Annotated in this window: 12 protein-coding genes; 10 read left to right on the top strand and 2 right to left on the bottom strand. The window is 38.3% G+C overall.

Annotated elements, in window-relative coordinates; all coding sequences use genetic code 11:
- Nucleotides 1–64 precede the first annotated feature (64 nt).
- Nucleotides 65–1,207 (bottom strand): DNA polymerase III subunit beta, encoded by a 1,143-nt coding sequence (gene dnaN / locus PQ456_RS22935; protein ID WP_273614300.1) that lies wholly within the window; start codon nucleotides 1,205–1,207, stop codon nucleotides 65–67.
- Between the two features lie 211 nt (nucleotides 1,208–1,418).
- Nucleotides 1,419–2,771: a chromosomal replication initiator protein DnaA gene (gene dnaA / locus PQ456_RS22930; RefSeq protein WP_069326377.1), complete on the bottom strand. Its 1,353-nt coding sequence runs from the start codon at nucleotides 2,769–2,771 to the stop codon at nucleotides 1,419–1,421.
- Between the two features lie 663 nt (nucleotides 2,772–3,434).
- Here dnaA and rpmH point away from each other — a divergent pair.
- The 10 genes from rpmH (at nucleotide 3,435) to PQ456_RS22880 (ending at nucleotide 12,925) form a co-directional block, all read left to right on the top strand.
- Nucleotides 3,435–3,569, top strand: a complete 135-nt coding sequence (rpmH, locus tag PQ456_RS22925) for a 50S ribosomal protein L34 (RefSeq protein WP_069326378.1) — start codon at nucleotides 3,435–3,437, stop codon at nucleotides 3,567–3,569.
- Nucleotides 3,570–3,694: 125 nt separating this feature from the next.
- Complete coding sequence (gene rnpA / locus PQ456_RS22920; protein ID WP_069326379.1) at nucleotides 3,695–4,045, top strand: ribonuclease P protein component; 351 nt, start codon at nucleotides 3,695–3,697, stop codon at nucleotides 4,043–4,045.
- Nucleotides 4,046–4,121: 76 nt separating this feature from the next.
- Nucleotides 4,122–4,985 carry a YidC/Oxa1 family membrane protein insertase gene (locus tag PQ456_RS22915; RefSeq protein WP_204825740.1) on the top strand — a complete coding sequence of 288 codons (864 nt, stop codon included), beginning with the start codon at nucleotides 4,122–4,124 and terminating at the stop codon, nucleotides 4,983–4,985.
- A 113-nt stretch (nucleotides 4,986–5,098) separates the two neighbouring features.
- Nucleotides 5,099–5,833: an RNA-binding cell elongation regulator Jag/EloR gene (gene jag, locus PQ456_RS22910; RefSeq protein WP_273614299.1), complete on the top strand. Its 735-nt coding sequence runs from the start codon at nucleotides 5,099–5,101 to the stop codon at nucleotides 5,831–5,833.
- 111 nt (nucleotides 5,834–5,944) lie between these two features.
- Nucleotides 5,945–7,321, top strand: a complete 1,377-nt coding sequence (mnmE, locus tag PQ456_RS22905; protein WP_273614298.1) for a tRNA uridine-5-carboxymethylaminomethyl(34) synthesis GTPase MnmE — start codon at nucleotides 5,945–5,947, stop codon at nucleotides 7,319–7,321.
- Between the two features lie 197 nt (nucleotides 7,322–7,518).
- Complete coding sequence (mnmG, locus tag PQ456_RS22900; RefSeq protein ID WP_273614297.1) at nucleotides 7,519–9,405, top strand: tRNA uridine-5-carboxymethylaminomethyl(34) synthesis enzyme MnmG; 1,887 nt, start codon at nucleotides 7,519–7,521, stop codon at nucleotides 9,403–9,405.
- Between the two features lie 3 nt (nucleotides 9,406–9,408).
- A complete protein-coding gene (gene rsmG / locus PQ456_RS22895) occupies nucleotides 9,409–10,131 on the top strand; it encodes a 16S rRNA (guanine(527)-N(7))-methyltransferase RsmG (protein WP_273614296.1) in 723 nt (240 codons plus the stop codon).
- Nucleotides 10,132–10,409: 278 nt separating this feature from the next.
- Entirely contained in the window at nucleotides 10,410–11,228 is an 819-nt protein-coding gene (noc, locus tag PQ456_RS22890; protein ID WP_273614295.1) for a nucleoid occlusion protein, read from the top strand.
- A 94-nt stretch (nucleotides 11,229–11,322) separates the two neighbouring features.
- The gene (locus tag PQ456_RS22885) at nucleotides 11,323–12,084 is read left to right on the top strand and encodes a ParA family protein (RefSeq protein ID WP_204825746.1); all 762 of its coding nucleotides are present in this window, start codon (nucleotides 11,323–11,325) and stop codon (nucleotides 12,082–12,084) included.
- Nucleotides 12,077–12,925, top strand: a complete 849-nt coding sequence (locus PQ456_RS22880; protein ID WP_273614294.1) for a ParB/RepB/Spo0J family partition protein — start codon at nucleotides 12,077–12,079, stop codon at nucleotides 12,923–12,925. Before PQ456_RS22885 ends, PQ456_RS22880 begins: the two co-directional genes overlap by 8 nt.

The following is a 12,925-nucleotide window of genomic DNA, read 5'->3' as shown; positions in this document are numbered from 1 at the left end:
GATCAGGAACTTGTTGCAAAATACCTGGCTATTTTATTTAATCCTTTGGTTTGTGATGATTGGATTAGTTGGTTGTACGGTAAGGCAAAATGATATACAGACTGCGGCTATCATCTTGCGGTTTGATAATGATCGGGCTCATTACACCTGTAAATTGAATCGCTAATTGTTCACTTTCGATCACTTTTAGCACATCCAACATATATTTGGAGTTGAAAGAAATGCGTAATGGTTCACCTTCAAAACGAGCGACTTCAAGCTGTTCCGTTACTTTACCAAGCTCGGAAGAACTGGAGGAAATTTCAACAGCTCCATTGTCCAATGTTTGCATACGCACGATATTGGTTTTTTCTTCGCGGGAAAGCAAGTACGCACGATCGATTGAATCGGCTAATTTTTTGGTATCGATAACGATTTCTGTTTTGAAATTGGTCGGAATGATTTTGGATGTATCCGGATATGTTCCGTCCAGTATACGGGAATAGAAAAGCACACGATCAATTTTAAATAATACCTGATTATCCGCTACAACGATATCTAATAATGTGTTTTGGTCAGGAATAATTTTACTTAATTCGTTTAACGTTTTACCAGCGATAACAACATTGCTAAAACGTACTCCTGTATCTTCGCTCATATGAACAGTACGACTTGCTAAACGATGGCGGTCTGTAGCAACGAACTTTAGTTCACTTTCGTTTAGATTCCAAAGTACCCCTGTCAAAATAGGCGTTGTTTCTTGTGTAGAAATAGAGAAAGCAGTCTGCTTAATCATATTTTTGAGCAGATCGCCTGGAATAGAGATTTGTTGATTTTCTTCGATGCTTGGAAGAACAGGGAATTCTTCTGGATCGAGTCCTACCAGCTGGATATCTGTAGCACCTGAACGAATAAACGTTTGAAAACCGTCACGAACTTCCATTTCGATTTCAGAAGAAGGAAGTTTTTTGATAATTTCTACGAAAAATTTAGCAGGTAAAACCACGCTGCCTGCACGATCAATTTGTACGATCGTTTTGTCATTGTCTTCAGCAGGAATAAAGGATTGGATCGAAATATCTGTATCACTTGCAGTTAATGTGACACCTGTATACGAAACATCAAATTTGATCCCTGTCAAAATAGGGATTGTAGTACGGCTCGAAATGGCTTTGGAAACATGTTGTATCGATTCATTCAAATAACTTTTGGAAATTTGGATCTTCATGGTTTCACTCCTAATCAGCAAGGTTCATCTTTATCACAAATGTTTTGAAGTCATTTGATGAATTTCAGAACGTGTTTTTATTAAGAAGATATATATTAAATCTTTATAGTAATCGTAGTAGGGGCAGTGGATATGTGGATAACCCCTTCAAACCCACGTGTAAGTAAGCCTATCCACATGTGTATAGATTGTGTATAGGCTTGTGACTTATTCAGGATGGATTTTTAATCTTTTCCGTTAAGTTATTCACAACTTTGAACAACTCCTGATCAATCTTAAGCGTTCTTGAAATTTTCTCATGCGCATGGATTACGGTAGTATGATCTCGTCCCCCGAAAGCTTCCCCAATCTTAGGCAGAGAATAATCTGTTAATTCCCGTGATAAATACATCGCAATTTGGCGTGGATAAGCCACAGCTTTGGTTCTTTTACGGGCTTTAAAATCTTCCATTTTCAAATTATAAAATTCGCCAACTTTTTGTTGAATATCCTGAATCGTAATCATTCGTGGACGGCTGGACGGAATAATATCTTTGAGCGCTTCAGCAGCGAGATGAGAAGTTACATCTTGATTGGTTAGTGACGAATAAGCGACAACACGAATCAAAGCACCTTCTAGTTCGCGAATATTCGTATCAATCTGATTAGCAATATAGACCATTGCTTCATTCGGAATATCTAAATTCTCCGCTTTCGCTTTTTTCCGCAAAATAGCGATGCGTGTCTCTAGATCTGGAGGCTGAATATCAGTAATCAATCCCCATTCAAACCGTGAACGAAGTCTTTCTTCAAGTGTTGGAATTTCTTTTGGCGGTCGATCACTAGAAATAATGATCTGCTTACGTTCTTCATGCAGTGCATTAAACGTATGGAAAAATTCTTCTTGTGTCTGTTCTTTGCCCGCTAAAAATTGAATATCATCAATCAACAAAATATCAATATTGCGGTATTTGTTGCGGAAACTTTCCCCGCGGTTGTCACGAATAGCGTTAATAAATTCGTTTGTAAATTTCTCGGAAGAAATGTATACCACTTTGCTATTTGGATTATGTTCCAAAATATAATGTCCGATTGCGTGCATTAGATGAGTTTTGCCCAGTCCTACGCCGCCGTACAAAAATAATGGATTATATGCTTTGGCAGGTGCTTCGGCTACCGCTAATGAAGCAGCATGCGCAAAACGATTACCAGCACCAATAACAAATGTATCAAATGTATATTTGGTGTTTAGCATATTAGCAAGTGGTTCTTCTCGCATCGAAATAGCAGGTTGCGATTGAGTCTGTGCAGGTAAAAGCGATTCCTCAGGAAGTGCTTCTTCGATCACAAACTTCACATCTACTTGTCTTCCCAAAAATTCAAAAACGGTTGAACTTACCAATTTGGTATACCGGCTTTCAAGCCATTCTACAGCAAAAGTGGTTGGTGCTGAAATTACAATCGAGTTCTCAGTAAAAGTCAGCGCTTTGGTTGCTTTGAACCAGGTGTCAAAGCTAGGCTTACTCAGCTTTGTTTGAATAATGGATAATATTTGCTGCCATAATTCGGAAGTATGGCTGTCCACAGACTGTCACTCCTTTTAAACTTCCAATGTGTGGCTGAAGCCATGCGCGGATATCGGAAATATTGAAAATGATAATTATAATGAATGGCGTAGAATTATCCCCAGAATACCAGAAGGTGGATAAATTAAAAAAAGAATAAGAAGAAATTGTTCACAACTTTATCCACAGGCTGTTGATAATTTTTAGGTTAGAATAATCTATTCACAGTCAAAAACAATATAATAATACCAAAAAGAACCCTTTATTTCAACGAAAACCGATAATTTATCCACAAATTCAATCTGTTGTGTATAAAACTTATGCACACCACTAGATATTGTTTATAAATTGTTTGGAACAAACTTTTTGGTTGTGGAAAAATTTTTGAATTATACACAGGCAGATTTTTAGAAAGTGTATAACTGTGGAAAAAAGAGTAGAAAAAGAACCCTGTGGATAAACCGAAAAATGAGGAGTTTTTTGCTTGAAAATAAGCATGGTGGATAAAGATAATTTATGTGACATATTCCCTCTTTCTACATATAAAGAAAATAGGGCAAATGTAATAAATGAAATTTCATTGACTTATATAGACATTTCGTGTTTAAATGTATAAGGGAATTTTTATGTGAATAGAACCAATTAAATATGGAATATAGATTTCCTGCAAGGAGGTGCACAATATGAGACCAACATTCAGACCTAACGTAAGAAAACGTAGCAAAGTACACGGATTCCGTAAAAGAATGAGTACTAAAAATGGCCGTAAAGTGCTGGCGGCTCGTCGCCTTAAAGGCAGAAAAGTCCTAAGCGCGTAAATTACTTTAAGACCACTGCGGTGGTCTTTTTTTCTTTACACTCAAAATAATGATAAAAAAGTTTTTCATTTACTATATATAAAAGAAGTCTACTATTCTTGTTTTGAAATTAAGGGGAAATTACGGTGCAAAAAAAACTGCGTTTACGGAACCGAGCAGATTTCAGCCGTGTATACCGTCATGGTCGTTCTTTTGCAAACCATCAATTTGTGGTGTATTGGTTTCATAAAAAAGATATTGAACAATTTCGGATGGGTGTGTCTGTCAGTAAAAAGGTAGGGAATGCAGTTGTCCGTAATCGGATGCGTCGTATGGTGAAAGAAATTGTGCGTCATCATGCTGCTGAGATTGTACCGCAGATCGATATGGTATTTATCGTACGCAAAGGTGCACTTTCTCTACAATATAAGGAGCTTGAAAAAAGTATCCTCCACGTCCTACGTAAATCTTCTTTAATTAAGCGTTCACAACGGTAGTGCTTTCAGTTTATTTGTGTTGCTAAATATGGTATGATTTGCAGGGAAATGGAATGGCTAAGAGAGGGGTTTTGAAGTGTCGTTATTGAAGATTCGCAGAGGAAGATGGATGCTCCTCATAGCTGCCGGATTGATGATGGCTATTTTAGCGGGTTGTACACCGACTAATATGGCAACGCATTCGACAGAGGATTTACAGAACGGAGGTTGGTGGCAACGTTACGTCGTGTACTGGTTTGCCTACGCTTTAGACACTTTCGCTGATTGGTTTGGCGGAGAATATGGTCTGGCGGTTTTGGTTCTGGTGCTTATCGTACGTACATTGATTTTGCCATTGACGTTAAAACAAGTCAAAAGTTCTAAAGCAATGCAAGCAATTCAACCGCAATTACAAAAATTGCGCGAAGAATACAAAGATGATCCACAAAGACAACAAGCTGAAACAATGAAGTTATTCCAGGAAAATCAGGTTAACCCGGCTGCCGGCTGTTTACCATTGATTATTCAGATGCCTGTTTTTATCGCTTTGTATAATGCGATTATTTACAACACAGGGCTTCGTGAGCATACGTTTTTATGGTTACAACTAGGTGAACCGGATAAATGGTTTATTTTGCCGGTTATCGCTGCAATCACCACATTCCTTCAAACTAAAATGATGATGAGTATGAACCCGGCACAAATGCAGGGTCCTATGAAAATTATGATGTATATGTATCCGATCATCATTTTCGTCATGTCTTATCAATTCCCATCAGCACTTCCGCTGTACTGGGTATACAGTAATATTTACACAATCGTACAGAACTATTTCTTGTATCGTAACAAAAATACAGTCGTTACTGATCTTGGTGCAGTTACAGATACAACAAGTGCTGCTCGCAAAATTGCTAACAACAAAGCTCGTAACAAGAAAAAATCGAAAAAGAAACGTCGTTAAGAAATTCTATTGGAGCGCTGTTCCCCGGGGCAGCGTTCTAACTATAGATGTAACGTATTATCGATCTATCGTTTTTACATTCTGAGCACCACAAGGGAGGGCCCAATTTCGAAATGACCACAGTCATTACGTCTGGAAAAACCATTGATGATGCTATAGCAGAAGGGCTTACTCGTCTAAGTGCGAGTAAGGAACAAGTGCAAGTGCAAATATTGCAACAGCCGTCAAAAGGATTCCTGGGTCTATTTGGAGCGAAACCTGCCAAAGTAGAATTGACACTGTTGTCATCTAAGCCGACTGTGCAGATTCCTTCCAGCCCTGCTGTCCCTGTCTCCCTGGAAGATCGTTCTACTGCATCTCCATCAATTACAGAGATAGCAGACAAGGAAGGCAGTGCATCTACTCATTCTCATGATGAAGCCATACAATTCGTCAAAGAAGTCGGTCAAAGTATAGGTCTTGAATTAGAAGTTGATATTAAGCGCAATCGTGATGGATATACGATGAATATCTCGGGTAATGATCTGGGGCTACTGATAGGTCGCCGCGGTCAAACGTTAGATGCTCTTCAATATCTAGTAAATATTGTAGCCAATCGTTATTCAGACAAATATGTACGCATTTTGTTAGATGCTGAAAATTTCCGCGAACGTCGCCGGAAAACATTAGAAGATTTAGCAGATCGTTTGGCAGGTAGAGTGATTCGTAGTGGAAAAGAAGTGGTACTGGAACCTATGTCTTCGCAGGAACGTAAAGTGATTCATGCCAAACTTCAAAACCATGCTCGTGTGAAAACGATCAGTAAAGGCGAAGAACCTAATCGCCGTGTAGTGATTACACTTCGATAATGAGTAAACGTCATGCAATGATTTTTTGCCTTTGGGCAGAAGATCATTGCTTTTTATTTAGTTAGGAATATATTGATTTTAATTTTGGAGAAAGAAAGGTGAATCATCATTATGATAAGTGATACTATTGCTGCTATATCTACTGCTGTCGGAGAAGCCGGGATAGCAGTTATTCGTGTCAGTGGACCACAGTCGATCGGAGAAGTGGATCAACTTTTTCGAGGAAAACAAAAATTAGTTGATGCTGATAGTCATACTGTACATTATGGATATATTATCGATCCTGATTCAGGTGAAAAAATGGAAGAAGTACTGGTGACGATTATGCGTGCACCTCGTTCATTTACTACTGAAGATGTGGTTGAAATCAGTTCGCATGGTGGGGTTGTGTCTGTACGTCGTCTGATGGAGCTTTTACTGCAACAACAGATTCGAATTGCAGAACCAGGAGAATTTACCAAACGTGCGTTTTTAAATGGACGGATCGATTTGTCGCAAGCTGAAGGTGTAATCGATTTGATTCGTTCCAAATCAGACAAAGCTTTTTCGGTAGCATTGCGTCAGGTGGAAGGGAAGTTATCTCGTCAGATCAAACCACTACAACAGATATTAATCGAAATGGTTGCTCATATTGAAGTGAATATTGATTATCCTGAACATGATGTAGAATCAGTTACTTCTGATTTTATCAAACAAAAGTCACTTGAAGTGATCGGTGGGATAGATGAATTATTACGTACCGCTAATGAAGGTAAGATTCTACGTGAAGGCATTACAACCGCAATTGTAGGGCGACCGAATGTAGGCAAATCTTCACTGCTTAATACACTAGCGCAAGATAACCGCGCTATTGTTACGGATATTCCGGGTACCACTCGTGATGTTATAGAAGAGTTCGTAACGATTAACAATATTCCTTTGAAATTGTTAGATACCGCTGGTATTCGAGAAACGATTGATGTAGTAGAAAAGATTGGTGTTGAACGTTCCCGTACTGCTGTAAGTGAAGCAGATCTAATCTTACTGGTACTTAATCACAATGAAGCTTTACATGAAGATGAAATTCAGTTATTAGAACAATTGAAAGATCGTCAGGTTATTATTATTGTGAATAAAATGGATCTGTATCGTCAGTTGGATCTGGTGAAATTGGAAGAGTATTTCCCGAAAGAAAGTATTGTTACGATGTCTGTGAAAGATCAAAAAGGTATTGATAAGTTAGAAGAAGCGATCTCAACATTATTTTTTGGCGGTAAATTAGAATCCGCTGATCTGACGTATGTAAGTAATGTGCGCCATATTGCACTGCTCAAACAAGCGAAACGTTCGTTACAAGATGCGTATCAAGCGTCTGATGATATGATTCCAATCGATTTGATTCAAATTGATGTGCGTCTAGCATGGGAACAATTAGGGGAAATTATAGGCGATTCTGCTCCAGATTCGTTGATTGATCAAATTTTCTCGCAATTTTGTCTGGGAAAATAAGTCGTTATACAGCGTTTTGTAACATAAACATTTAAAAATTGCGTTAAATTTACGATTTTATCACATGAGTGTGGTTGTTTTACGATATACTTGAGTGTAGGCTTGAGTATGATTCAATCTGACGTGAGCTATAAATAATATAATGTTTAGTTGTGCAGCAAAACTGTATGACTTGAAATATAGAGGAGGTACACTCCATGACATATATGGGTGGAGAATATGATGTTATTGTAATCGGTGCAGGGCATGCAGGTTGTGAATCAGCACTTGCGGCGGCACGTATGGGATGCAGTACATTGATGATTACGATTAATCTGGATATGGTGGCATTTATGCCATGTAATCCTTCTATAGGTGGACCGGCTAAAGGGCATGTGGTACGTGAAATTGATGCGCTTGGCGGCGAAATGGGACGCAATATCGATAAAACATTTATTCAAATGCGGATGTTAAATACAGCTAAAGGTCCTGCTGTACATGCGCTACGTGCACAAGCAGACAAATTTTCATATCAGCATACGATGAAAGAAACGATGGAAGAAGAGCCTAATTTGACGCTTCGTCAAGGTATGGTAGAGCGTCTTATCGTTGAAGATGGACATTGCACAGGAGTTATTACGAAGACAGGTACAACCTATAAAGGTAAATCTATTGTATTGACAACAGGCACGTATTTACGTGGTAAAGTGATTATGGGTGAATTGGCTTATGAGAGCGGTCCGAACAATCAACAACCTTCGATCAAATTGTCAGAACATTTGAAAGAGTTGGGTTTTGAATTGGTTCGCTTCAAAACAGGTACACCACCACGTGTACATCGTGATAGTATTGATTTCTCCAAAACAGAAATTCAACCAGGTGATGATAAAGTTAAATTTTTCTCTTATGAAACCGAATCGTCAAGCAATGAGCAAATGCCTTGCTGGTTAACATATACTTCTTTAGAAACGCATCAAATTATTAGCGACAATCTTCATCGTGCACCGATGTTCTCGGGTATGATCGAAGGAACAGGGCCGCGTTACTGTCCGTCTATTGAAGATAAAATTGTTCGTTTTAGCGATAAACCAAAACATCAGATTTTCCTAGAACCAGAAGGTAAAAATACGTCTGAATATTATGTACAAGGTCTTTCTACCAGTCTGCCTGAAGAAGTGCAGTTGCAAGTATTGCGCTCGATTCCGGGATTGGAAAAAGTAGAAATGATGCGTAACGGATATGCAATCGAGTATGATGCAATGGTGCCTACACAATTGTGGCCTACACTTGAAACCAAACAAATGCCTGGATTGTTCACAGCTGGACAAATCAATGGTACATCTGGTTATGAAGAAGCAGCAGGTCAAGGGATTATGGCTGGAATCAATGCTGCACGCAAAGCACAAGGTAAAGAAGGCGTTGTATTAGATCGTTCACAAGGATATATCGGTGTATTGATCGATGATCTGGTGACTAAAGGAACTAACGAACCTTACCGTCTACTGACTTCACGTGCAGAATATCGCTTGTTGCTTCGTCATGATAATGCCGATATGCGTTTGACTGAAATAGGACATGATATTGGTCTGGTTAAAGAAGAGCGGTATCAGAAGTTTTTGGATAAAAAAGCTAAAGTAGAGCAAGAAATTCAACGTCTTAGCAAAACAAAAGTAAAACCTGTCGAGATCAATGAATTGTTAGCAACGATCGATTCGTCTACGCTACAAAATGGTGTAGATCTACTAACAGTGCTTCGTCGTCCAGAAGTATCGTATAGCATTATTGAAGCAGTATCACCTTCACCTGAACCATTAACAGAAGATATGAAAGAGCAAGTTGAGATTCAGATCAAATATGCAGGTTATATTGAAAAACAACAATCTCATGTCGAACGTCTGAAAAAAATGGAACAAAAGAAATTGCCTGAAACGATTGTGTATGAAGAAGTAAAAGGATTAGCCACAGAAGCTCAACAAAAAATGGCTAAAATCCGCCCTTTATCAATCGGACAAGCTTCACGGATATCTGGCGTAACACCAGCAGATATTTCAGTTCTACTTGTATATCTAGAACACTATAATCGGGTAACCGCAGCACGGGGGTAAGGAATGGATCCAATTCAACAGCATTTTACTGACACATTAGCAGCACAACATATTGCAATTAATGAGCAACAATTAGAACAGTTTGAAGGGTATTATCAAGAGCTAATTACTTGGAATGAAAAAATGAATTTGACGGGCATCACTGAACGAGATCAAGTGTATAACAAGCATTTTTATGATTCAATTTCTCTTGCTTTTTATATGGATTTGAATGAAATACAGACACTTGCTGATATCGGATCAGGTGCTGGATTTCCAGGTATTCCGCTTAAAATTATGTTTCCACATATCAAGCTACGGATTATCGATTCGCTTAATAAACGGATTCAATTTTTGCAAAGTGTAGTGAATCGTCTGGGACTACAGGATGTAGAATTGATTCATGGCCGTGCAGAAGAGTGGGGACAAAAAGAAGGTTATCGTGATCATCACGATCTAGTAACCGCTAGAGCAGTTGCTAAGCTTTCGGTATTGAATGAATTTTGCTTACCGTTTGTAAAAACAGGTGGTACATTTGCAGCGATGAAAGGGATCGATCCTGCTGAAGAAATTCAGCATGCTTTTCGCAGTCTAGGATTGTTAAAAGGAAAAGTTCGTGAAGTTCATCATTTCCAATTGCCTGTAGAAGAATCGGATCGTCATATTATTCTTATTACTAAAGAAGCTGCTACACCAGCCAAGTATCCGCGCAAAGCAGGTACACCGATGAAAGAACCTTTAGGCTAATATGTGATAGCTTGATCATGACTAGAATAGTCTTTGTACAAAAGTTGTATAGCATTGTTTCACGTGGAACATGCTGTACAACTTTTTGTTATGTTTGAATATAGATCACTATAATTTTAGTCACAATTTTTGTTGTTCTATCATAGGATTATGGGTTGAAAAGTGCTAAAATAATATAGATGGAAGTACAAGGAAATTAGTTGAATGTCTTATTCGTATTATCAAGTACATCTGTTATTCAGGTGTTGCTATCATGAGATTAGGTGGTCTTATACCGAATGAAAGAACAATTTTCCAAATTGTTTGGCTTGACTGAACGCGCACATGGGGAAGAAGTCAAACAGATACCGGTTGCGAATATTACAACTAGCCCGTATCAACCCCGTACTATTTTTGATGATGCTAAAATCGAAGAATTGTGCCAGACGATCAAAACTCATGGTGTAATTCAGCCTATTGTTGTACGTATTCGTAATAATAAATACGAAATTATTGCAGGTGAACGACGCTATCGGGCGGTTACCAAATTAGGTATGCCAACGATTCCAGCTATTGTTCGAGAGTTCAATGATTCACAAGCAGCTTCGATCGCATTGATCGAGAATTTGCAACGTGAAGGATTAACAGCGATCGAAGAAGCGATGGCTTATCAAAAATTAATTGATCTGCATGATCTGACTCAGGAAAGTTTGGCTCAACGCTTGGGTAAAAGCCAGTCTACGATTGCGAACAAAATTAGGCTTTTAAATTTACCTGATGTGATCAAGCAAGCATTAATGGCTCGTCAAGTTACTGAACGACATGCTCGCGCTCTATTATCGCTTGGAAGTGAAGAGTTACAACTTCGTGTATTGAACGACATTATTGAAAAAGAATTGAATGTAAAACAAACAGAAGCTCGTGTAGCTTTTTATAAAGAAAAAACAAATACTGTTAAAAAATCTAAACGGATCTCGTATACCAAAGATGTAAGACTAGCATTGAATACAATTCGCCAATCGATTGATCTTGTGTCTGGATCAGGGCTCGCTATTAATACATCTGAACAAGATCATGAAGACCATTATGAAATTGTGATAAAGATACCAAAACGCTAACAGCGAAGTGCTCTATACACACTTCGGCTGTTAGTATAGAACGGAATAATCATTGTTATCATCAAGCGAATTTCATAATATTGGGGTGAATGAGTTGTCGAAAATTATAGCTATAGCGAATCAAAAAGGTGGCGTTGGTAAAACAACCACATCTGTCAATCTGGGAGCTTGTCTGGCGACTTTGGGTAAGCGGGTTCTGTTAATCGATATTGATCCACAGGGGAATACAACCAGTGGGGTAGGTATCAATAAAGCAGATGTTGAAAATTGTATTTACGATATTATTATTAACGATGTTGCCCCGAAAGATACAATTAAAACAACTGTAATCGAAGGATTGCATATTATTCCGGCTACAATACAACTTGCAGGAGCAGAAGTTGAATTAGTGCCAGCGATATCACGAGAATTGCGCTTGAAAAATGCGATCAGTCAGGTCAAACAAGATTATGATTATATATTGATTGATTGCCCACCATCGCTTGGTATTTTGACGATCAATTCGTTAACCGCAGCAGACTCTGTTTTGATTCCGATTCAATGTGAATATTATGCTTTGGAAGGGCTAAGCCAGCTATTAAATACAGTGCGCTTGGTACAAAAACATTTGAATACTGATCTTCAGATCGAAGGCGTATTGTTAACGATGCTAGATGCACGTACCAATCTAGGTATTCAAGTCATTGAAGAAGTTAAAAAATATTTCCAAGATAAAGTATACCGGACTATTATTCCGCGTAATGTTCGCTTGAGTGAAGCACCTTCACATGGTAAAGCGATTATTACTTATGATCCTCGTTCTAAAGGAGCAGAAGTTTATTTAGAGCTGGCAAAGGAAGTGGTTTCTTATGAGTAAACGTCTTGGTAAGGGGCTAGATGCGCTGATTCCTTCATTATCTGTAAATGATGACGATAAAATTATAGAAGTTAGCTTAAAAGAATTACGTCCTAATCCATATCAACCGCGTAAACATTTCGATCATGAGTCGATTCAAGAATTAGCAGAATCGATCAGTCAGCACGGGGTTATTCAACCAATTATTGTACGTAAAGTGTTAAAAGGATACGAAATTATTGCCGGAGAACGTCGGTATCGTGCTTCAGAAGTAGCCGGTAAAAAGTCGATTCCGACAGTCATTCGTAGCTTTACAGATCAACAAGTAATGGAAATAGCATTAATCGAAAATGTACAGCGTGAAAACTTAAATGCACTGGAAGTAGCTACTGCTTATCAAGCTCTGATGGAAGAGTTCAAAATGACGCAAGAAGAATTAGCGACCAAAGTTGGTAAATCTCGTTCTCATATTGCTAACTTTTTACGATTATTATCACTGCCTGATGCTGTCAAAGAACATGTTTCACGTGGAACATTATCAATGGGACATGCCCGTTCATTAGTCAGCGTTAAAAAAGAAGAATTGATTATTGCTTTGGCTAATAAAGCTATTGAACAAGCTTGGAATGTACGCCAACTAGAAGAAGCAGTTCAGAACCTAGACAAAAAGAAAGAAGATTCAACTAAAAGTAAAATCAAAAAAACAGATCCTTATCTGGTAGACGTTGAAGAAACATTACGTGACCGTTTTCAGACGACTGTTAAAATTAAACATAGCAACAAAGACAAAGGCAAAATCGAATTGAATTATTACAGTAAGCAAGATTTAGAACGATTGTTAGAAATGCTAAATCAGATGTAA

This window comes from Paenibacillus kyungheensis (assembly GCF_028606985.1).
Taxonomy (GTDB): domain Bacteria; phylum Bacillota; class Bacilli; order Paenibacillales; family Paenibacillaceae; genus Saccharibacillus; species Saccharibacillus kyungheensis.
The sequence above is the reverse complement of the archived record's forward strand: the minus strand, read 5'-3'. Positions and strand labels throughout refer to the sequence as shown.